The sequence below is a fragment of the Microbulbifer variabilis genome (assembly GCF_020524905.1).
GTDB lineage: Bacteria > Pseudomonadota > Gammaproteobacteria > Pseudomonadales > Cellvibrionaceae > Microbulbifer > Microbulbifer variabilis_A.
The window spans coordinates 214,621-237,001 of record NZ_JAIVKI010000001.1 but is presented as its reverse complement, the minus strand read 5'-3'; the positions used below and the strand labels follow the sequence as shown (position 1 = coordinate 237,001).

Annotated in this window: 14 protein-coding genes; 8 read left to right on the top strand and 6 right to left on the bottom strand. The window is 51.8% G+C overall.

The genetic code is table 11. From position 1 onward, the window contains the following. Positions 1-134 precede the first annotated feature (134 nt). Together aceK and LC073_RS00970 are read left to right on the top strand one after the other, a co-directional pair. Positions 135-1,889, top strand: coding sequence for a bifunctional isocitrate dehydrogenase kinase/phosphatase (gene aceK, locus LC073_RS00975; protein ID WP_226642409.1), 1,755 nt, complete (start codon positions 135-137; stop codon positions 1,887-1,889). Between the two features lie 56 nt (positions 1,890-1,945). Further along, the gene (locus LC073_RS00970) at positions 1,946-2,449 is read left to right on the top strand and encodes a hypothetical protein (protein WP_226642407.1); all 504 of its coding nucleotides are present in this window, start codon (positions 1,946-1,948) and stop codon (positions 2,447-2,449) included. A gap of 87 nt (positions 2,450-2,536) precedes the next feature. Here the strand turns inward: LC073_RS00970 and ppk1 are convergent, their stop codons facing one another. Further along, entirely contained in the window at positions 2,537-4,588 is a 2,052-nt protein-coding gene (ppk1, locus tag LC073_RS00965; protein ID WP_226642405.1) for a polyphosphate kinase 1, read from the bottom strand. Between the two features lie 236 nt (positions 4,589-4,824). Here ppk1 and LC073_RS00960 point away from each other — a divergent pair, with 236 nt between their 5' ends. The 3 genes from LC073_RS00960 (at position 4,825) to LC073_RS00950 (ending at position 8,423) form a co-directional block, all read left to right on the top strand. Beyond that, positions 4,825-6,303, top strand: a complete 1,479-nt coding sequence (locus tag LC073_RS00960) for a Ppx/GppA phosphatase family protein (protein ID WP_226642403.1) — start codon at positions 4,825-4,827, stop codon at positions 6,301-6,303. Between the two features lie 69 nt (positions 6,304-6,372). After that, positions 6,373-7,839, top strand: a complete 1,467-nt coding sequence (locus LC073_RS00955; RefSeq protein ID WP_226642401.1) for a protein adenylyltransferase SelO — start codon at positions 6,373-6,375, stop codon at positions 7,837-7,839. Positions 7,840-8,000: 161 nt separating this feature from the next. Beyond that, on the top strand, positions 8,001-8,423 hold the full coding sequence (locus LC073_RS00950) for a DUF2147 domain-containing protein (protein WP_226642399.1): 423 nt from the start codon (positions 8,001-8,003) through the stop codon (positions 8,421-8,423). Positions 8,424-8,569: 146 nt separating this feature from the next. Here LC073_RS00950 and LC073_RS00945 read toward each other — a convergent pair whose 3' ends face one another. The 3 genes from LC073_RS00945 to parC form a co-directional block, all read right to left on the bottom strand. After that, positions 8,570-9,649, bottom strand: a complete 1,080-nt coding sequence (locus tag LC073_RS00945) for an HlyD family secretion protein (protein ID WP_226642397.1) — start codon at positions 9,647-9,649, stop codon at positions 8,570-8,572. Continuing rightward, the gene (locus LC073_RS00940) at positions 9,642-10,106 is read right to left on the bottom strand and encodes a MarR family winged helix-turn-helix transcriptional regulator (RefSeq protein ID WP_226642395.1); all 465 of its coding nucleotides are present in this window, start codon (positions 10,104-10,106) and stop codon (positions 9,642-9,644) included. The genes LC073_RS00945 and LC073_RS00940 overlap by 8 nt, the downstream gene beginning before the upstream one ends. 132 nt (positions 10,107-10,238) lie before the next feature. After that, positions 10,239-12,488 (bottom strand): DNA topoisomerase IV subunit A, encoded by a 2,250-nt coding sequence (gene parC, locus LC073_RS00935; RefSeq protein ID WP_226642393.1) that lies wholly within the window; start codon positions 12,486-12,488, stop codon positions 10,239-10,241. Positions 12,489-12,878: 390 nt separating this feature from the next. Between parC and LC073_RS00930 the strand changes: the two genes are divergently transcribed. The 3 genes from LC073_RS00930 to LC073_RS00920 all read left to right on the top strand — a co-directional run bounded on the left by LC073_RS00930 (position 12,879) and on the right by LC073_RS00920 (position 15,428). Continuing rightward, a complete protein-coding gene (locus tag LC073_RS00930) occupies positions 12,879-13,484 on the top strand; it encodes an ATP-binding cassette domain-containing protein (RefSeq protein WP_226642391.1) in 606 nt (201 codons plus the stop codon). After that, on the top strand, positions 13,481-14,272 hold the full coding sequence (locus LC073_RS00925; RefSeq protein WP_226642389.1) for an ABC transporter permease: 792 nt from the start codon (positions 13,481-13,483) through the stop codon (positions 14,270-14,272). Before LC073_RS00930 ends, LC073_RS00925 begins: the two co-directional genes overlap by 4 nt. A 388-nt stretch (positions 14,273-14,660) precedes the next feature. Beyond that, a complete protein-coding gene (locus LC073_RS00920; RefSeq protein ID WP_226642387.1) occupies positions 14,661-15,428 on the top strand; it encodes a hypothetical protein in 768 nt (255 codons plus the stop codon). 458 nt (positions 15,429-15,886) lie between these two features. Here LC073_RS00920 and LC073_RS00915 read toward each other — a convergent pair whose 3' ends face one another. Together LC073_RS00915 and LC073_RS00910 are read right to left on the bottom strand one after the other, a co-directional pair. Beyond that, complete coding sequence (locus tag LC073_RS00915) at positions 15,887-16,237, bottom strand: hypothetical protein (RefSeq protein ID WP_226642385.1); 351 nt, start codon at positions 16,235-16,237, stop codon at positions 15,887-15,889. Continuing rightward, entirely contained in the window at positions 16,231-22,197 is a 5,967-nt protein-coding gene (locus LC073_RS00910) for a toxin TcdB middle/N-terminal domain-containing protein (protein WP_226642383.1), read from the bottom strand. Before LC073_RS00910 ends, LC073_RS00915 begins: the two co-directional genes overlap by 7 nt. Positions 22,198-22,381 lie beyond the last annotated feature (184 nt).

The window sequence follows — 22,381 nt, the reverse complement described above, 5'->3', positions numbered from 1 at the left end:
ATTCCCTGCCGCGGGGAGATCGGCAAGCGCCGTGGCGGTAGAATCAGGAAAGGCACGGGATACTCCCGTCAGCCGCCCTAAACAACTCCCCCAGGCAAATGCTTAACCTGTAACCCAAAAACCAAGTCTAGTGCATGACCAATCACTCACCGACCGCCCGCCGCATCGCTAAGACCATCCTGAATGGTTTTGATGCGTATTTCGCAGACTACCAGAACATCACTCTAGGCGCCAAGGCGCGCTTTGAGACCGCCTCCTGGCAGGCCGTCCATGAGGCCAACAAAGAGCGGATTGACCTGTACAAAACCAAGGTCAACCAGGTGCTCAAACTAGTACATTCGGTGACCAGTAAAGACACCAGCCAGCTGGAACTGTGGAGAGATGCTCGCGCCACCTACGCCCAGCTAATCGCCAGTCACAGTAATTACGAAATCGCAGAAACCTTCTTCAATTCCGTGTTTTGCAGCCAGTTCCAGCACGCGGATATTCACGACAGAAATATTTTCGTCAAACCCTCACGCGCACCGGACGACAAACCGCTACGGGATTACAGTATTTATATCAGCTACAGCGGGCACGATGGACTCGAGTGTATGATCGAGGACATCCTCAAAGACTTCAGTTTTTCCGCCCCCTGGGAAAATATGCAGCGAGATATAGAAAATATCTGTGCGGTTCTGCGCGAAGCACCGTTGGCCAACCTGGAGAATGAGAAACAGCTGCGTGTGGATATGCTGGAGTCAGTCTTCTACCGCAACAAGGCCGCCTATCTGGTAGGGCGCATGATTTTCAATGGCGAAGTGGTACCTATTATTCTGCCCTGCCTGAATAATGGTCGCGGCGGTATTTTTGTGGATACCCTGCTACACAGCAACGACTCCGCCAGTATTATCTTCAGTTTCACCCGCTCCTATTTTATGGTGGATGCGCCCATCCCCTCGCGTTTTGTACGCTTTCTCTCCACCATTATGCCGCTCAAGGAAAAGTCGGAACTTTACAATTCCATCGGTTTCCACAAGCACGGCAAGACGGAGTTCTACCGTCATATCCTGGCGCATATGAAGGTAAGCAGCGACCAGTTTGTGATAGCCCCCGGTATCAAGGGCATGGTGATGAGCGTATTTACCCTGCCCTCTTATCCTGTGGTGTTCAAAGTCATCAAGGACCGCTTCGATCGACCCAAAACCGTTACGGAAGAAATTGTGCGGGAGCAGTACAAATTTGTATCCCGCTCAGACCGGGTTGGACGTATGGCCGATACCCAGGAGTACACCAACTTCATCTTCTACCGCAATCGCTTTAGCGAAGAATTACTGCGCGAACTACAGGAGGTAGCGCCTTCCAAACTGGTCATTAATGAAAAATGGGTGATCATCAAGCATCTCTATGTCGAGCGGCGTATGGAACCCCTCAACCTCTACCTACAGAATGCTAGTGAAGAGGAAACCCGCGAGGCCATGGAGGAGTATGGCAATGCCATCAAACAGCTGGCGGCAGCCAATATCTTCCCCGGCGATATGCTCCTCAAAAACTTCGGTGTGACCCGTCACGGCCGTGTGGTTTTTTACGATTATGACGAACTGTGCCCGCTGACCGAGTGCAACTTCCGCAAGATTCCCGAGGCGCAAACTCCCGAGCAGGAGCTGGCGGATAAACCCTGGTACACCGTGAATGAGGCGGATGTCTTCCCGGAGGAATTTCGTCTGTTCTTCTCTGGTAATCCCACCGCACGTGCCGCTTTTGAAAGACTACACAGCGATCTCTACGACTATCGTTATTGGAGACGTCTGCAGGACCGAATCCGCGCCGGACACGTGGAAAGTGCCTTCCCCTACCGGCGCAAATGGCGCTTTCATCGCCGCGCTCCGGCCATCGCACGTAACAAATAAGCGCGCAATCTATGGCTATATTGGTAGGAGGCCCCCACAATTCGAACAGGTGAACAGTGCGCATATTTGCATGGGCCGCAACCCTCGCGGCCCTGGCTCTATTGTCGGCCAGCGGCTGCGGTTATCTGCCCAGCGAAATGACTATCCCCGGTAAGGAAAAGGCGCCGCCCCCTCACGCCCGCATCACCGGAAAGCCTCAAGTAGTCAGTTGTGCAACCCCTGCGCAAGGGTTTCGCCAGATCCCTTTCGACAGCCTCTACACCTTTACCGGCAGTGAATCTCAGCCATTCCAAGAGAAAACCAGTATACCCATGCAATACGATGTACTGGCCTATGTGTGGGGCAGCGAGCGCTGTGCGCCGAGTGCCTTTTGCAGAAGAGGGGATTATTATTATCTAATCGGACGCGGCCCCGGTAATGACTTCCAAACTTGGGTCGTTACCCCACAGTATCCGCGCATGATTATTCAATCTCCCTGTGACGAGCAGCTTCGCATAGGACATCGCTACCGTTTCTCATTCAGCCGCGGCAAACTGGTGGGCTTCAGCCCAGTGCGATAGCAACTTGGCCAGGCATTCATTAGTTACCACCAGATAGAAATAAAGGCTACTTTGCCCTGGTATCCTTTCCGCAGTCCCCATGCCGAATTAATCTTCCTGGCCGAGGTGCTTCAGATAACTGTATATAGCATCCTGGGCCCGACAATTTTTCCCCTCTCTATTGGCTAGGCGGGTATTACTCTGCGTGGCATCCAAAATTCTCGCTTTCTGATTATCGCTCCACTGTAAATCCATAATCTGCCTGATAATTTTGCGATGCTCCAGATTGGTTACCGGAAAAGTCACCTCCACCCGCTGGTCTAAATTGCGCTTCATCAGATCGGCGGAGGACATCCACATAATCTCTTCACCACCATTGTGGAAAATGTACACTCGAGCATGTTCCAGGTATTTATCTACCAGGCTAATAGCCTGGATGTTGTCAGACAATCCGGGAGTTTCACAAATCAGCGAACACATACCGCGAATCAGCAATTTAATTTTCACACCCGCCGCACTGGCCCTATAAAGCTGCTCAATCACCTGGCTATCCACCAGGCTATTGCACTTAAAAAACAGCCCCGCCTCACGCCCTTCCTTGGCAGCTTCTATCTCCCGCTCGATGGCCTCTTCCAGGGATGTGCGCAGATTAAATGGCGAAACGATTATATTTCTATAAACAGGCTGTTTATCCGGGGAACGCATAAACTCAAAAACATTGTAAATCTCGCGGCCAACCGACTGATTGTTGGTCAGCAGGCTAAAGTCACAGTAAACCCGTGCGGTATTTTCATTGAAATTACCTGTGCCCAAATGGGTATAAAAGCGATTCTTGCCCTCCTCCCGCCGCACCACAGAAATCAGCTTGGCATGTACTTTCAGCCCCGGTATTCCGTAGACCACCTGTACTCCGGCTTCCCTCAACTCGTGAGACCAGTGGATATTGGCCATCTCATCAAAGCTCGCCCTCAGCTCAACTACGGCAATCACTTTTTTATTGTTTCTCACCGCATTGATCAATGCAGCCACCACCCGTGAGTTTTTTGCAACCCGGTACAGACTGATACGAATTTCCCTGACCTTGGGGTCTATAGCAGCCGAGGCGAGGAAATTCGTAATCGCACGAAAATCGTGGTAGGGATAATAGAAAAGCTGATCGCTGAGCCTTAACTGTGCAAAGATACTCTCATTGACCGGCAGGGTAGGCAGTGGTGCCATGCGCTTGTATAGGTGACTGCGCGAATCACTGGCAAAGCCCATCAGGTCTTTGGAGTTGTGGTAACGCCCACCTGGGGTGTAGCTATCATAGCGGCCCATTTTTAACTTTTTCTTCACTAACCCCAACAGTGCTTTGGGCATTTCCGCATCATAGGCCAGGCGCACCGGGTCCGCATATTTTCTCTGTTTAAGTGAGCGCTCAACGCGATCCACAATATTTTGGGTAACTTCCTCACTGACTTCCAATTCTGCATCCCGACTTATCTTAAACATATAAGCTTGGGCGGAGAGAATCGGCAACACATGACGAAAAACGTCCATCAAACATGCGCGGATTATATTATCTAAAACAATATAAACTTTTTCCCGCTTACCCTTGCGCGCCGGGATTTCCACAAAACGTGATAGGGTATCTGTTGGAATTTCCATTGCAGCATAGCGCCGCAGGTTACCTTTTAAGGCTAGGGTAATTGCAAAATAAATATTCTTTTCGTTGAGCAGCGGCATGGTATTGCGCTCATCGATAAAAAAAGGCTCCAGCTCTGGCAGTACCTCACGGTGGAAGTACTCTTCGACAAAAGCCCGCTGCTGCTCATTCAGGTGGGTTTCCCGGACAATGTGGATATTGTGCTTGCCGAGGACCGAGAGCACTTCGGCATAAGCTTTGGAGTAGCGCCTTTGCAGCTGCAGTACCCGGCTATTAATTTGTCCCAGCAGGTCAGAAAAGTGCTGTTTCTGTTCCTCACCGATAGTAAATGCAGTGAGTCTACGTACATCGGCCACTCGCACCCGAAAAAATTCATCCAGGTTATTGGAGAAAACACCCAGAAAGTGTACCCGCTCGATAATTGGTACACTCTCATCTTCCACCTCCTGCAACACCCGTTCGTTAAAGGACAACCAACTCAATTCTTTGGGGAAGAGGGGGATATCACTCGGCATCGGAAAACCATTTCACATATTTACCAGTTCAAACATCATAACAAGATCGACCGGGATAAAATCTCACAAAAAGACGAAATCTCTATGACAGGGGTATACTTAGCGCAAGCCGAGCTCTCTCAAAACAAACTCGCGCAGCTTTCCCTACCCGCAGGGTACTTCGCACTAACCAAAACTATTTGGTGATATTGCGAGTGCAGGAGCGGTTTGCTCTCTAAATTTAAGCAGGTGCCAGGATGCCAACACAAACACCGATTGAACGCTATGTCGCGCTCGACCTCGGCTCTAACAGCTTCCACCTGTTACTGGCAGAATTCCGTGGGCAACGTATGGTACGCCTACATACCGACCGCGCGATGGTGCGCCTGGCGGAGGGACTGGACGCCCATCACCACCTGGACCCGGCTGTGTCCGAGCGCGCCCTGGCCGCCCTCAACCGCTTTCAGCCAGTACTACAAAAACTACCGGCCGATCATATTCGTGTCGTCGGCACCAATACCCTGCGCGCGGCCGCTGCCAATGCCGATGGCTTTCTCGAAGAGGCAGAGTCTATTCTCGGCGTACCCGTGGAAATTATTAGCGGCATTGAGGAGGCGCGACTAATTTACAGTGGGGTAATGGCCGCCGCCGACGGACCGCCGCGGCTTCGCTGTATTATTGACATCGGCGGAGGCTCCACCGAACTGGTGCGCGGCAGTGAAGCCCCTCAGCAATTGCAAAGCCTGGAAATGGGCTGTGTTTCCTACAGCAGACGCTTTTTTGCCGATGGCCTGATCAGCGAAAATACCGTCAACCATTTTAAGCGCGCACAGCGCGCCGCCCGCGCCGAGCTACAGGAGCTGCAGCACATCGCAGCCGAGGCGGAAGTGATCGGTTGCTCCGGCAGTGTGAAAGCGGTTTCCCGGGTACTCAATGGCGGAGAAGTAGCGGATATCCTGCGGCAGGATATCAACCGGCTCGCCGAAGAAGTTTCCCAGGTGGAGCATATCGCCGAACTGGACCTGCCCTACCTCGATGAGGAGCGGCGCCCTGTGTTTGCCGCCGGCCTGGCAATCCTGCATGCCATCTTCTGTGAGCTGGATATCCAACGTATGGAAGTTTCTCCTTATGCCATTCGCGAAGGCATAGTGCACGACCTGGCGGGTCGACTCCACGGTGGCGATCGTCGCGCCAGCACAGTAGACGCTGTGGTACAGCGCTGGCAGATAGACCAAAACCAGGTGCGCCGCGTCAACGACACTGCACTTAAACTGCTGCAACAACTCCGTCCCGATTACCCACTCGAGGGCAGGCAGCGTCTGCGCTGGGCCATCCAGTTACACGAAGTGGGACTGGCACTTACCCACAGCAGCTTCCGCAAACTCGGTGCCTATATGATCAAGCACGCGGATATGGCCGGATTTTCTAATGGTGAACAGGAACATCTGGCCCACTTGGTGCGCAACCAGCGCGGCACCATCAAACCTCCTAAAGAACATTATGGCTTCCATCCAAGCCCGGATTTACTGCTGTGTCTGCGCCTTGCCTGCATTATTCACCGCGACCGCACGGAACGCACTCTGCAGGGGGTTAACCTGGCAGACCAGGGTGACGCTTACCGCCTGCAGATAACTCGGGACTGGCTCGACAACAGCCCCGCCGTTGAAGAGCTGCTTTACCAGGAGGAGCAACACTGGCAATCGCAGAATCGCCCGCTGCGCTTGTTGGCGGTTTAGTGCCCTCAACCCATTCACGGGTCCATCTAGAACGGGCCCGCAGCCATTAGCAACCTACACTCAGTACCTATGAAGCTCAGCGAAGTTACCCTCAGCCACCGCTACGCCGATCTGGGCGATGCCTTTGGCCGCCGTATCGACCCCACGCCCTTCAAGCACCCACAGCTCATCGATATCAATCCCACGGTGCTGGAGCTGCTCGGCATTGATGCTTCTGAGGCGACCAATCCCGACTGGGCTAAGCTGGGATGTGGCGCCAAGCTGTTTCACGGCAGCCGCCCCTTCGCCATGAAGTACACCGGCCACCAGTTTGGCGTCTACAACCCGGATCTGGGCGACGGTCGCGCCCTGCTACTGGGAGAGATAGAACACCAGGGCAAAGATTGGGAATTACACCTGAAAGGCGCTGGCCAGACCCCCTACTCCCGCTTTGGCGACGGCCGTGCGGTGTTGCGTTCCACCATTCGAGAATATCTTGCCGGCGAGGCCTTGAGTGGCCTGGGCATTCGCTCCACCCGCGCTCTGTGTATCGTCGGCAGCGACGAGCCAGTGACCCGCGAGCAAATTGAAAGTGGTGCCATGCTGATCCGCGTGGCCGAAAGCCATGTGCGCTTCGGCCACTTCGAATACCTGTTTTACACCAAGCAACTGCAAGCCCAGCAAAAGCTGATCGGAGAAATCTGCCGGCGTTTCGTTCCCAATACCCAAGGGCTCAGCGTTGGCGAGCAGGCCGAAGCCATGCTGCGCTTTACTACCCAGCGCAGTGCCGAACTAGTGGCCAGCTGGCAGGCGGTAGGCTTCGCCCACGGAGTGCTAAATACCGACAATATGTCGATCATTGGTGACACCTTCGACTATGGCCCCTATGCCTTTCTCGATGACTACGATCCCACCTTTATCTGCAACCATTCGGACCATACCGGTCGCTACGCCTTCGAGCAGCAGCCCGGTGTGGTGCTATGGAACCTGAATGCCCTGGCCCATGCTCTATCCGGTTTTGTCAGTGTGGAGGCGCTGCGCGACTGTCTGGAGCAGTTCCAACCCCTGGTGACCCAAGCCTATGCTGAGAGGATGCGCGCCAAGCTGGGACTTACCGCCGAGGAAGATGGCGATCAGGCGCTGTGCGCCGATCTATTGCAGCTTTTACAACAGGGTGAGGCGGACTACACTCGCTTCTTCCGCGCCCTGTCCCACTACCGTGGCGAGCGCCCCGCACGGGGATTACAGGAGTGTCTCGCCAAGGCTCAGCACAGTGCTCTCGAGCAGTGGCTGGAGCACTACGACCGACGTCTGGCGCGCGAGCAGAGTGAATCCTGCGCCCGCAACCGAGCCATGCTCGCGGCAAACCCCAAATACCTATTGCGCAACTATTTGGCGCAGAAGGTTATCGAGGCTGCCGAAGGCGGGGATTACCAGCCCTTGCGCACCCTGCGCCAGCTGCTGCAAAGCCCATTTGACGAGCATCCCCAACACGAAGTCTGGGCCAGTGCCCCACCGGAATCCGGCAAGCGTATCCCGCTGAGCTGTAGCTCTTAATAAAGCTAAAATGGTACAAGTTGCGAACAATTTGCCGGGATTTGCGGTCAAATGTCGTCTGTATGCGGTTATTTTTTTACCCGATGGTGACTTATGCGGTGTCGCTGCAAGTGACTTCCTGTAAGATCTGGGTCACCCACTGAATAGAGGAAAACCTACAAATGATAAGAAACCTGCTTCTGGCCACATTCGGCCTGTTGTTCGCCCTGCAGGCCAATGCCGCAGATGTTGTAGGCAAGTGGCGCACTATTGATGACGAATCCGGCAAGCCCAGATCCATCGTGGAAATCTATGAAAAGGACGGCAAATATTTTGGCAAGATCGTCCAACTGTTGCTGAAACCCAACGATACCATTTGTGAGAACTGCCCCGGTGATCTGAAAGGCAAACCCATCGTGGGAATGAACGTAATTACCAATATGGTGAAAAAAGGTAATAAATACGAAGGCGGGGAAATTATGGACCCGGTGAAAGGCAAGATTTACGACTGCAAGTTCTGGCTTGAAAACGACAACACCCTGAAAGTGCGCGGTTACCTCGGATTTCTCTACCGCACCCAGACCTGGTATAGAGTCGAAGAGTAAAATACAGGGCCCGCAGTGCGGGCCCTTCTTTTTTCTAGTGAATTGTCGCTGGTTAGTACACTTTTAAAAGCTAACCCCGCTTACTTCCGCGTCCGCATACTCCCTCGCTCGGCAACAATCCCAATCTTTGCAGCTTTTCTCTTTAGCTATAGAACCACTCTGCCACTCTCGCCGGTAGAGGCACGCGCGGAAACCACCTTGGCATCTTCACTAGTATCGATACGCACCTTGGCACTCATCCCTGCGCGTAGCGGCGGCGCATCCTTGAGGGGATAAAGGCGCAACCGCACCGGCACCCGCTGCACTACCTTTTGCCATTCGCCACTGGCATTCTGCGGCGGGGTTGGCGAGAACTCACTGCCGCTAGCCGGGCTCATGCTGTCCACCTGGGCCTGCCATTCAAAGTCCGGGTAGGCATCGAGGGTCACCTCCGCCTGCTGACCGGTGCGCACCCTGGCCAGTTCGGTCTCCTTAAGGTTGGCTTCCACCCATAGGCCGCTGGTGCCCACCATATACAGGAGGCTCTCACCGACTGTCGCCATCTCTCCGACTTGTGGCAGGGTATTGGCGATGACACCGTCCATCGGCGCGATAATTCGGGTGCGCGACAGTTGATATTTGGCTTTATCCAACTGCGCCTGAGCCACTTTGAGATCGGCCTGCTCTTCCAGAGCCACACTGGGGTCGCCACCCAACTCGGCACGCAGACTGGAAAGCTTCTCCGCATTGATAGTGATTTGCGCGCGGGCCCGCTCCAACTGCTGGCGGGCGCTGTCCAGCTCCGCCTCAGAGAAGGCTACCTTGCCCAGCTTTTCATTGCGCTCGAGTTGGCGCCGGTAGAAATCCGCGTCTTTGCGCGCCTGCTGCAGGGCGGCATCCGCCTCGGCGTACTCGGCGCGGCGCGCCAGCAAGTCATTGCGCACCTGGGCCAGGCGCGCCTCGGCTTCGGTCACCGCCAGTTCATAGGCGGTGCGATCAATTTGAATCAGTAGCTGGCCTTTAAGAACCGGCTCATTGGCACTCACCAGCACCTTGGTCACCACACCATGGACTTCCGGCGCCAGGGAGACCTTATCCGCCTTTACATAGGCGTTTTGCGTCTCGACGATATCGCCGCCGCCATAGAGGCTCCAGCCGGCAGCCAGGGCGACAAGCGCCAGCCCCAGGGCGCCCCCCAGCTTGCGCATTGCACTCGGCTTTAGCTTCAGGTGCAGCCTTTCAGTCACATTCAATCTCTTCGCCTATTAAATTCTTACGCAGTCGCCCAAGCAGCGCCTGCAGCTGTCCTATTTCCGCCGCCGTAAAGCCATCCAGGGCGTGATTGCGGGTCTCTTCTGCCAGGTCCCCCAGTAGCGCCATCGCCGGCTGTACCTGATCGGTCGGATAAATCTTGAAACAGCGCCGATCCTGCGGATCGGGCCGACGCTCTACCAGCCCTTCGCCCTGCAGCTTGTCGAGCAGGCGCGCCAGGCTGATCGGTGCCATCTCCAGGCGCCCCGCCAGTGCAGTTTGCTTCAGCCCCTGCTCTCGTGTCAGATGCCAGAGCACCTGCCATCGGGCATCGCTGAGGCCATGATCCCGTGCGCGGCGGTCAAAGTTACGCCGCAACAGGCGTGCCGCACTGTGCAGCGCAAAGCTCATCTCGGTTGCGCTGTCTTTTCCAGACTCGCCCATCCCTGACATAGTCTCTCCCTTTTTTGAGGGCGCTCATTATAAGCCTGCTTATTATTTCATCAATGCGCGACTTAACAATAAAAGCTGGCAATAAAAAAGCGGTCGCAAGGACCGCTTTGGTTCTGCCGTATCACTGAGGGCTTATTTTTCCAGCACCTCGATGCTATCGACCTTCTGGAAGCCCCGCGGCAGCTTGTTGCCCCGTCGGCCGCGCTCACCGCGGTAGTGCTCCATTTCCGAGATCTTGATCTTTGTATGGCGCTTGCCGGCATGGACGACCAGCTGGTTCTTACCCTCCAACACAGCGATTCCCACCACCACTTCCTCGCGGCTTGCAGCCCGCGCGGCAGTGATATTGATAATCTTGTTGCCCTTGCCTTTCGACAATTCCGGCAATTCCGTGACAGGGAATACCAGCATACGCCCCTCTGAGGTCACCGCCGCCAGCAGCGCCTCTTCTGGGTTGTCCAGCACCTGTGGCGACAATACCTGCGCGCCTTTGGGCAGGGTCAGCAGGGCCTTGCCCGCCTTGTTGCGCGACTGCAGATCGGCGAGCCTGGCGATAAAGCCATAGCCCGCGTCAGAAGCCAGCAGCACCCGCTGGTCGTCCCCCCCCATCAACAACCCCTCAAAGGTCGCCCCAGAAGGCGGGTTGATACGGCCACTCAGTGGCTCACCCTGCCCCCGTGCCGAAGGTAAAGTATGAGCAGCAATGGAATAACTCCGCCCAGTACTGTCGAGCAGCAGCGCCGGTTGGTTACTCTTGCCGTGCGCAGCGAAGCCGAGGCTGTCACCGGCTTTGTAGCTGAGCGCCGAAGCATCGATATCGTGGCCCTTGGCCGCGCGAATCCAACCTTTCTTGGAAACAACAACCGTGATGGGGTCGGAAGACAGCAACTCCGCTTCACTAAACGCCCTGGCTTCTTCGCGGGCCACAATGGGTGAACGGCGCTCGTCACCGAACTCCTTGGCTGCAGCCAGCAGTTCTTTCTTGATCAGGGTCTTGAGGCGGCGCTCGCTGTCCAGAGTCTTGCTCAGAGTGTCGCGCTCTTTCTCCAGCTCGGCCTGCTCACCACGGATTTTCATTTCTTCCAGGCGCGCCAACTGACGCAGCTTGGTATCCAGAATGTAATCCGCCTGAATATCCGTCAGCTCGAATCGATCCATCAGCTCCTGCTTGGGTTCGTCGCAGGTACGGATAATCTCAATCACTTCATCGATATTGAGGAAGGCAACCAACAAACCTGCCAACAGGTGCAAACGCTTCTCGACCTTGTCCAGGCGGAACTGCAAACGACGGCGGGTGGTGGTGGCACGGAAAGTTAGCCACTCGCGCAGGATCTTATCGAGGGACTTTACCTGTGGGCGGCCGTCGATACCGATCATATTCATATTGACACGGTAATTGCGCTCCAGATCGGTGGTAGCGAACAGGTGATTCATCACCGATTCCATCTCCACTCGGTTGGACTTGGGCACAATCACCAGGCGCGTGGGATTTTCGTGATCCGATTCATCGCGCAGGTCGCTCACCATCGGCAATTTCTTGGCCTGCATCTGCTGCGCGATCTGCTCCAGCACCTTGGCGCCGCTCACCTGATGAGGCAGCGCAGTAATCACGATATCGCCGTCTTCCTTACTCCACAGGGCGCGCATCTTGATAGAGCCGCGACCGCTGGTGTAAATCTTACGAATATCTTCCCGCGGGGTAATAATCTCAGCCTCGGTGGGCATATCCGGACCGAGAATATGCTCGCACAGCTCTTCCACCGTGGCTTTGGGGTTTTCCAGCAGTGCCACCGTCGCGTTGACCACTTCGCGCAAATTGTGCGGCGGAATATCGGTGGCCATACCCACGGCAATACCGGTGGTACCGTTTAACAGGATATTCGGCACCCGCGCCGGCAACACACAGGGTTCGTCCATAGTGCCATCGAAGTTCGGCTGCCAATCCACCGTGCCCTGACCCAATTCCGACAGCAGCACTTCCGAATATTTGCCCATGCGCGACTCGGTGTAACGCATGGCGGCGAAAGACTTGGGATCATCCGGCGAGCCCCAGTTGCCCTGACCGTCAATCAGCGGGTAGCGATAGCTGAACGGCTGTGCCATCAATACCATCGCCTCATACACGGCGCTATCGCCGTGGGGGTGGTACTTACCGATCACATCGCCGACGGTGCGCGCGGACTTCTTATACTTGGCGGTATTCTTCAGGCCCAGCTCGCTCATGGCGTAGACAATACGCCGCTGCACCGGCTTCAGGCCGTCACCGATATTCGGCAGGGCGCGATCCAGGATCACATACATGGAGTAATCCAGGTACGCCTTTTCGGTGTACTCCTTTAACGGCAGGCGCTCTGTGGCCTCATAGACAGAGGTGTCGGTCATACAGCACTCGTTATTCGATTCGGAAGGAGCGGATTATGGCGGACTGGAGCGGGAGGTTCAAAGGGAAGCGGCAGGTTCAAAAAGATGGACTGCATCAATGAAGGTGAACTATGACTATGGTTATCAACTGAATGTCTCCGAGAGCTTCAAATACATCCTTCTATAGTTAGGATGTAGTTAAGCCATCATGAGTCGCAGACTAAGTTATGTTGCGGGATAGTTGAGAACAAAAAAGAAACCCTCACAGGTTCTTAATTTTCATTACCTAACTAATCGAACCAACCTGTCACAGTCATAGTACTTAATTCATACGATAGAGATATCAGTACTTTAGAATACCAGCCAAAACAAAACTATTAACTGCAAGGTTGTTTGCAAGTAACCCATAAAATGCCGCAGCTAAAACTAGAAAAACTAAATATCGGCCCACTTAAAAAAGTACGGTTGGAAATACAACCAGGAGAAATCATTTGTCTTTCAGGTTCTTCTGGTTCAGGTAAGAGCCGACTGCTCAGGGCCATTGCCGATATTGAACCCCATAGTGGTGATATCTCTCTTGACGACATAGATCAGAAGGAAATGCCCGGGCACCAGTGGCGCCGCCAGGTTATGTTGGTACCAGCACAGAGTGCCTGGTGGTACGAGACAGTGGGCGAACACTTTAATCAACCGATGGAGAAAGCATTAAAGACATTGGGGTTTCCCGAGGAGGCAACAGAATGGCAGGTAAGCCGGCTCTCCTCCGGGGAAAAACAGCGCTTAGCGCTTATTCGCGCGCTCTCCTACGCACCGCAGGCACTTTTACTGGATGAACCCACAGCCAATCTGGATCCGGATACTACGAGTAAAGTAGAAGCATGGCTTATGGATGAAATCAGCAAGCACCAGTACCCCGTCATCTGGGTGGCGCATAATAGAGAGCAGATCCAGCGCGTAGCCACCAGGCATTTTGAAATTAAAGGGAGCAGACTAATAGAGAGGGAAATATCACAATGAGTGTGATCGATCTTTCCTGGTGGCAGTTATCACTGGCTGCAGCACTGGTAGTTGCCCTGGCAATTTGCACCCATATCGCCCGATTACAGCTCGGTAAATCGCTGATTATTGCGGCGGTGCGAACGGCGATTCAGCTAACACTTGTCGGTTTGATACTGGAAGCGCTATTCGCCGTTGGGACCCTGTTATGGGTGAGTCTGTTGGGACTAGCGATGTTATTGTTTGCCGGACAACAAGTCGTCTCACGGCAAAAATATCGCCTGCGCGGTGGCTGGAGTTTTGCTATAGGCACCGTCTCCATGCTGGTCTCCGCGTTTAGCGTCACCATATTAAGTTTAGTGGTACTGATTGGCCCCCAGCCCTGGTATCAGCCGCAATACTCCATTCCTCTATTAGGCATGCTACTGGGAAACACCATGACCGGTGTTGCCCTGGGCCTGGACCGGCTAACGGAAAGTTTGCGGCGCTCAAGAGATATTATTGACAATCGCTTAATGCTAGGCGAAACCTGGCGGCAAGCAAGTATCGAATTTCGCAGGGATGCGATGCGCGCAGGCTTAATGCCAACGATCAATTCGATGGCCGCAGCAGGGATTGTATTTTTACCCGGTATGATGACCGGGCAGATACTTGCCGGCACCTCCCCTACCATCGCGGTGAAATATCAGATTTTGATTATGTTTACGATTGCTGCGGGTACGGGGTTTGGTACTTTTGTGGCAGTTGCATTGTGCACGAGACGAATGTTTGATGAGCGCGAGAGGTTATGTGTGGATAGGCTTATTTAGATACGATAATTAGATAAATTTAAAAGCTAAGGAACGTCTGAATAATTCCCAGTCGATCGATATTTCTGGACACCCATCAAACATAAAGTATAAACCGCCAATACCATTGACAAAAGAGCGCGAACCGACAAAATACTGGATATTCATCCATATCAATGCGTGTGTAATTGATGACTCTACCGCGAAGCACCCAGATATCTCTTGACGTAACGTCTTATTACCACTGCGCATCCCGCTGTGTACGGCGAGCATTCCTTTGCGGTCGGGATACTGTATCTGGGAAAGATTACCAGCATCGGCGCGAATGGATTGAAAATCGTATGCATAATTTGACTGAGGTTTTGCCCTGGATCTCGCCGCCTATGCAGTAATTAGCAATCACTACCATGTGGTACTCTACATTGACAAAAAATCTGCTGATAAGTGGTCTCTTTTAGAGGTGATTGATCGCTGGCAAAAAATATTCAAAGCCTCTAGTTTGGCCCAGCGCTATCTAAACGGCGATACTCTTGATCGCTGCGAGCTAAAGGCACTAAAAGAGGTCGCTTCGGTATGGCGAGAGCGCTTAACGGATATCAGCTGGTTTATGCGCTGTTTAAATGAGTCTATCGCTCGCCAAGCTAACGCTGAAGACCAGTGCACAGGTCGCTTCTGGGAAGGCCGTTTTAAATCCCAGGCTTTATTGGATGAAAGGGCCCTTGCCGCCTGTATGGCCTATGTCGACCTAAACCCCATCTGCGCCAATATGGCAAAAACCCCAGAAGATTCTGGTCACACCTCCATTCAACAGCGTATTCGTGCAGCAATCTCAGGTGAGCAACCCAAAAGTTTAATGTCGTTTGTGGGTGACGAGCGTCTAAATATGCCAAAGGGTTTACCCTTTCAGTTAGATCACTATCTAGAGCTAGTCGACTGGAGCGGAAGGCACCTAGCCCCTAGAAAGCGCGGAGCCATTGCCGAAAATACTCCTCCCATACTCGAGCGGCTAGGCATTTCACCTAAACACTGGCTCTATCTCAACCGAAATTTTGAAAGCCGCTTTAAAGGCTTGGTAGGATCTACTGAGGCCGTACGAAATGCTTGCAGGCAATGCAATAAACGCTGGGTACATGGCATAAGCGACTGTCAGCGCTACCTTTCTGCAACACCCTGCTAATTCCCTTCTACTCTCTTGATACTGTTTTCCACGCTCACCCATAACCGAAATTTTTCTAAGGCCAGCGTAGATCTTCAGCGCTTCACCTCAACTTAACTATAAAGCAGAAAGAAATAGTCATTGGAACTAGCGCCAGCAATACCGCTAGCGCTTTTCTCTATTCTATGGGTGTCCAGGATTTGCTCCCTATAAACGCTGGGTACATGGCATAAGCGACTGTCAGCGCTACCTTTCTGCAACACCCTGCTAATTCCCTTCTACTCTCTCGATACTGTTTTCCACCCTCACCCATAACCGCAATTTTTCTAAGGCCAGCGTAGATCTTCAGCGCTTCACCTCAACTTAACTATAAAGCAGAAAGAAATAGCCATTGGAACCAGCGCCAGCAATACTGCTAGCGCCTTTCTCTATTCTATGGGTGTCCAGGATTTGCCACTATTTAACAATACATTAGCTTTTTACTTTTCATATTGCTTTATTAACCTTTCATGCAGCTCCAACCAAGTCTTATCTTGAGATTTTTTCGTAACACTTACAAGAAAATCTAAATTAGAGTACAAATCACAGGAAATCTTTAAATTTGACTGACCTAGTACCTCCACATCCTTCCCATAATATTTAAGGATCATCATAAGATTATCTCGAGTCTCTGTACTTAAATCTTCAGATCCCAGCTCATAAGGGTTCTCCCCAGGTTTTACATTCATAAAAACCGGACGAAACACACACTCAAGATCTTTTGCACACACCCCGACACCAGCCACCAAGAGTGCAAAAGCTATAGTGCTCTTAATAATTGAATTTACCATTCTACATTCTCCGTCCACTCAGAGTGCATATCAAACTCCTTAGCTCTTCCACTTTCTACTAATTTATTTCCGGAGTCATCGCCGACTCTACCAAAAATTGGAACCGTTACACTCAAACCATCATGCCAATCATAACGATCATACCAAACATGTCGTATAGCACCAGTAATGGTTACTGTCCCATCATCTGCAGCTTCAAGATCAAAATACCCATATGATGTGAGGGTCGAAGTTCCACTAGCATAATAAAACTCTGAAAATAATTCAGCCTTGACTTGTTTATCCCAATAATCAACATGCCAAGCTGACTCTCCGGATTTTAATAAATCGGCTTTTTTCATTACATCATCGTAAAATAATTGTTTATTTATTTCTATCCCTTCTTGTATTGATGGCTGCTGAAGAAGCCACCCTGAAGATACTACAAAGGGGTCCTTTTCCTGACTCATAAAATTTTTCAGTGCGCCAGCAGCAACATCCCAACCTTTCCTCTCAGCTCCTAAAATCATAGCCTTGTATCGAGCTTCGATTGCTAGTAACTCTGCCTTATTAGCTACCAACCCATTTCCATCATTTTGTTTAATAGCCGTTTCACCATTTGGGTCAACATAATTAACCGGATTATTGCGCGCATAGCGATAGGGAGCCCAACGCTGCGGATCTACAAAACGTCCCGGGTGGTTTAGCACCGGGTCCGGACTGATAAAGGTACCAAAGTCAGACTGCAGGTAACGCCGTTCGAAGTAGCCTAAACCTGTGGACTTATCCAGCTCTTTACCCGCATAGCGGTAAGGTGCTGCGGTACTATCACCGAAGACATTTTCCAGCTTGCCGTAAGACTTATAGGTAAAGGCATTAACGATCTTGCCAGACTTGTCCAGAGTCAGGTCGGTAGAACCTACGTGCGTGTGCAGGTAGTACTCGGTCGGCGAGAAAAATTTTCCACTCTGGTCACTGCGGGCAATACGGTTCTGGCCAATACGAATATACTTCAGTAACTTGCCATCGCGTACTTCACTATCTCCGTCGATATAGAGGGTGACACTACGGGCTCCACCTGCACGTTCGGTGATTTTAAAGCGACGCTGGTGTTTAAAATCATAACCGTACTGGTCAGCGGCTTGCTTATTACCGGCGTATGTCAAACGCTGGTGGTAGTCCCAGTGGTAGGTTTGGTCGGCAGCTTGTGTACGATTGCCATTTTCGTCGTACTCAATCTTGCCTTCGGCCCAGCTCAGTGCCTGGGGGCCCGGCAAGCTACCCCGGCTAACACGGTTAGACGCTCCAGTGTTGCTATTATCCTTGCTGCCTCCATAGCGCAGGTCTGTGATATGGATATCAGCGCTGGTGATATCTGGCAGCCTGGTATTAGCACGTCCAAATTGCAGGAGATTGCCAATTTTGTCGTAATTGTAATAGACCTGCTCGTTATCGTCGGCAACACCGGTGAGGCGGTAGACATCGTCGTAGTCGTAGGCAATATTTTTTGCCAGCGAGGCTGTCTGTTTACTGGTTGCACCGAGCTCGGCAGCCATCGCAGAGAGCGTGTTGGTGGAGCGTTTTTCATCAATGCCGAGCACGTTGGATACGGCATCAAAGCGGTAATCCCACTCTTGCAGAGTCAGTGCATCGCCGCTGCGCTGCGTGCGTAGGCCTGCCAGTCTCTGGCGCTCATCAAAGCCCCAGTCGGTTTCAACCCCATTGGCCAATCCACGATGTTGTAAAACACCATTGGCGGTATAGTCTAGGCGTTCCACCACACCCGGGATACGTTCGAGCAGACCGCGGGCATTGTATTCGAAGTTCACCTGGCTATTGTCGGGGTAGAACTGCTGTGTCATGCGTCCGGCACTGTCATAGGCGAAGCGCGAGGTATAGAGGGGACTGTCAATTTGTGGGCCGGTGATCTTGCGCTGGCGCTGCACCACTTGGCCGCGCGCATCGTAATTCCACTGCTCGAAACCAGCTTGGTCGGTCACTTTGGCCAGTCGTCCAAGCAAGAAAGCACCGCTCTCATCTCCGCGCTGGTCGTACTGGTAACTAACCACGGGGGAGGTGGAGCCCAGCTGTAAACCCGGCTGCCAGTTTGCCCCGCTGGGAGATTTTCCCCTTGGCGATAATTGATACTCGGCAAAGAGGCGGTTGGCGCCGTCGTAGCGATAGTGTCTTTCCTGCCCTAGGGCATCGCGGGTGGCCAGCAGGTTGCCGGCATCGTCAAAGTACTGCCAGCGCTGTCCGCGGTTGGGGTCATCCAAGAATCGCATGCGTCCCAGGTCGTCGTAGTGCATGGTGCGCACATTGTTCTGTGCATCCTGAAGGCGAGTGAAATTACCATTGAGGTCGTAGTCATAGTGTGTAGACCAGGTACTGCCATTGGCGCTAGTGGCTCCATGGATTTCATCCACCCGGCGCAACCGGTATTGCCCTTCGGCATTCTGCAGGCCATCAAATACCAAGCGCTTTGCGGCACCGGCATGGGTGCCAGCAGTGCGGGTCTGCTCTTCATCTTGCAACAACTGCATCAACGGCTGATAGGTGATGCGATTAAACACTGCCTCTCCGCTTTGCGCGGTATAGGGCTGCTGAACCTCCTCGATGCGCCCCAGTGCATCGTAGCGGAATTGGCGTGAGTGGGCGCTGCTGGCTTGATTACTATAAGCCAGCCCAGTGGCAAAATACGGTAGATAACTCTTGTTAAGCTGCCCCCGAGATCCATAGTGATTGTGTTCGCTGACTACAACTTGCCCAGGTTGTTCACCTTCACTACGCACCATCAAAGTGCGGCCCAGGCCGTCATAAAAGTGTCGACTATCAATGGTGCCGCCACCCTGGGTTTCACGCTGGCGAGTTTCCACCCAATTAATCAATCCATTGCCATGGGGTTGCGCCAACTGATATTCATACTGCAGTGTTGGTGCCGATAGAGTGTCACCAGGTTTTATGATGGCCGTCAGTCGCCCCAAGGTGTCATGTTGGTATTGGGTTTTCTGACCATTGAAATCCGTGAAAGTCTTTATGGCCCCGAGCCCGTAGTCATAAGTCGCTTTAGCAACCAAAACACCACTGCCGGTGTGAATATGTTCTTCAACGGGAAAAAGTGAATAGGCTTGGTCAAATTTACTTTCAACCAGATGACCCGGCTGTTTTGACCACAATGGGTCCATCTGGGCAATCACATTGCCATAACGATCATATCGGTAACGCTTGTGATCAATATAAGCACTGGGGTCACTCGCGTCCTCCCAGGCTCTGTGTAGGGTGAGGTTACCTTTACTGATAGAACCCAAGCTGGTGCCGCTAAAAGATTCATCGTCATAAAACCATTGTTCTTTAGCTACCAACTGCCCATTTAAATCGGTAACTTTCTTTTCCAGGGGCTTGTTTAAAATCCACCGATCCTGCCCCTGCGAAGATTCAGCGCTGTAACGCAAATTGGTAATACGTTCGTCATTCCAGTTACCGTCCTGGCGACCTAACTCTTCTACGCGGGTTGTATTGCCGTAGTTGTCATAGGAATAGCTGGTTAATAACTTAACTGGTTCCCCCGCGCCTCGCTCTTCAATAACGCGCTCTTTGCTAACCAGTTGCGCCTGGGTAACGGTCCTTTGTTCTGCGGCAATGGGTTCAGCAATTGCAACAGCTTCCCAGGTAAAAGTTTCCTGCGCAAACAGTTTGCCCTGAGCATCTTCCCGGCGAGAATCCTTTATCTGGCCTCGTAAGGCTTCTGCAGTTTTACCCAGATGGTACTCATTGATTTGGTGTAGGCTCGGTGTATCCCCGGCGCCGTGTTCAATCGCTTCAACGCCCTCAAACCCCCAAAAACTTTTCTCAACAGGGTTGTACCAACCATTGTGGTAGCTAAAGCTGCTGCGCTGTACCGTGCCGGAGAGGCCATCTTCCACTTCAATACTTTTTAGAACCTGCATGCCTATGGGCATTTTCGTGGTCCAAGGCTGGCCTGCTGCCTTATCACGCAACCGCTCACTTTGCAGTGAGATATAGTTAAGGGTGGTTTTTTTGCCCAAACCGTTATCAATAGTTTTCAGCTGATAGGGTTGCTCATGGGGCGAAAGCTCAGCTACCGAGAAAGCCTTGTCTGAGGAGGTGCGCTGATACCAAATAATATCCTGTGAGCCATTGCCATTGATATCCAAAAGCCGAGTCGAATCAATCGATCCCATATGCTCGGGGGCGGTAATGATGGTCTGATGACCAAATCGAGCAGTAGTGGGATTACTCCGATTTAACCCTTGATTCAGCCAGAATTCCGCTCGTGGTCCATTCAAGTTGACTAAATCCGCGCGGCCATCGCCATTGATATCGGTAAAACGTATTTTCTCTTCGTGTAACGGAACATTCTCAATTAAATCGAAATCAATCCGCTCCCCGAAACCAGCCAGGCCGCGGTGGGGAAAATAAACCACTCGAATAGCCTGTCCTTCTTGAGAAGCCAGAACTATATCCGGCAGGCGATCTCCGTTCATATCCGCCAGAAAACTATTTGGATTGGCAAAATCTACCGCAAACAGATCCTGGTGCGTAGCTAGCGATATAGGGTTACTCCAACCCTGCTTCAGGTTAAGTAATACCTGAAACTGCAAGGATGACTTCAGTTTCGTTACGGACAATATATCAGTCCGTTTATCATTATTAATATCCAGAAGGCGAGTATAATTAGCACCTAAAGGTAACCCGGCACGGTTCAGGGAGCCTTTGTGTTGCCATTCATAGCTATCACTGATCCCAAACATATGGGTATTGGATGCGGAGCCAGTTAAAATTTCTGTGCGCCCGTCACCATCAAAATCCGCCACTAAGTTGTTTGGTATCGATAGATCTAGGTTGCTTCTGCCCTGCATTTTTTTATAGGGCGCCCACTCTACAACGCCCTCTGCATTAGCACCGCGATTGAGCCAATAAGTATGGTTTGACATGCCCGTGCCGATGACATCCATCAGACCATCGCCATCCAGATCAAAAAAGCCGGTGTTTTCCATATAAATTGGAGCACTTAGTCCCGGCATCTTGTGCTTATCAACCCCCTTGGGGTCAAACCTGGTCCAAGAAAATTCTAATGGTGGTCGGTGCTTGGTGAGATCGGCACCATATTCAGTGATGCGTTTTAATTGAGAAAGGGGCTGTGATTCTGTATGGGGGAAATATTCCAGTTTGTATTCACGTACTGGTTTGCCCTTAGATAACATTTTAACACTAGCAAGCCGATATTGGCTTTTTATTTCATAACCAGCACGGTAACTAGTGAGAATATCAGGTCTTTCTGCGTAACGGAACTGTATGCGGGTAGGCTCTGCATCGCCATGATTATATGTAATTTCTTTTAAATAGGATTGCGCAGTTTTATCGATTTTATGCCAGTGGTATTCAATAAAATTGCCATTAGTATCTACAAATTTCGTGGGATACCATTTAAACACACGATTATCTGAAAGGACTCGACTATTCTCCTTAGTCCCCAGATATAATTTAACTCCATTAGGATAATGCAGTAACCACCCTTGCGCTAGCCGTTCATAACGGATAAAGCCCCCTTCTATTTTACTGCGATAATATCCCTCTTTGGTTAGTACAAGTTCTCGTCCCTGAGCATCAATAAATTGATCATATTCGTCAAATTCATCAATTGTTCCATTGTTATTATTGTCAATACCATCGCCATTAGGCCACTCTGAATAGTTTGGCAACCCCAAGCTGGTTTGACGTTGTAAATAAGGGATAGAGAGGCGTACGCCGACTCCCGCCAATCCATTACCCGAGCCGCTGTTGTAATCGAGTGAAAGGTTGGGAGTAAGTCCATTTCTACCCGGTGGCGCCAGAAGAGGAATCTGATACTGTCCCGTACCTGAATTTAATTGTGGTATAAAGCCTTCACCCAGCCCCTCAATAGACCCTGGACCTCTAGGTAATGAGAGGACCGTTGGTGTTAAGTGCTCTGCACTCATTACTGTATAAGAAAACAAAGTAAGTGAAGCAAAACCAAAAAGACGGAGGCTTGAGAGAGTTTGTCGGCGCTTAGCGGACAAAAACCTCTTTAGAGGTAAAAATTTGTACTTAGAAATAGGCATGCTTGTGATAGCTCCAGAGTGCCCGTCGCTTGTATTCAAGCGGCATCAGAGAAACACCAGA

Bases quoted from the DNA above. Each gene is read 5' to 3' on its own strand.
- aceK (WP_226642409.1), top strand. From the start codon at position 135: ATGACCAATCACTCACCGACCGCCCGCCGCATCGCTAAGACCATCCTG.
- ppk1 (WP_226642405.1), bottom strand. From the start codon at position 4,588: ATGCCGAGTGATATCCCCCTCTTCCCCAAAGAATTGAGTTGGTTGTCC.
- LC073_RS00960 (WP_226642403.1), top strand. From the start codon at position 4,825: ATGCCAACACAAACACCGATTGAACGCTATGTCGCGCTCGACCTCGGC.
- LC073_RS00955 (WP_226642401.1), top strand. From the start codon at position 6,373: ATGAAGCTCAGCGAAGTTACCCTCAGCCACCGCTACGCCGATCTGGGC.
- LC073_RS00950 (WP_226642399.1), top strand. From the start codon at position 8,001: ATGATAAGAAACCTGCTTCTGGCCACATTCGGCCTGTTGTTCGCCCTG.
- LC073_RS00940 (WP_226642395.1), bottom strand. From the start codon at position 10,106: ATGTCAGGGATGGGCGAGTCTGGAAAAGACAGCGCAACCGAGATGAGC.
- parC (WP_226642393.1), bottom strand. From the start codon at position 12,488: ATGACCGACACCTCTGTCTATGAGGCCACAGAGCGCCTGCCGTTAAAG.
- LC073_RS00930 (WP_226642391.1), top strand. From the start codon at position 12,879: ATGCCGCAGCTAAAACTAGAAAAACTAAATATCGGCCCACTTAAAAAA.
- LC073_RS00925 (WP_226642389.1), top strand. From the start codon at position 13,481: ATGAGTGTGATCGATCTTTCCTGGTGGCAGTTATCACTGGCTGCAGCA.
- LC073_RS00915 (WP_226642385.1), bottom strand. From the start codon at position 16,237: ATGGTAAATTCAATTATTAAGAGCACTATAGCTTTTGCACTCTTGGTG.
- LC073_RS00910 (WP_226642383.1), bottom strand. From the start codon at position 22,197: ATGAGTGCAGAGCACTTAACACCAACGGTCCTCTCATTACCTAGAGGT.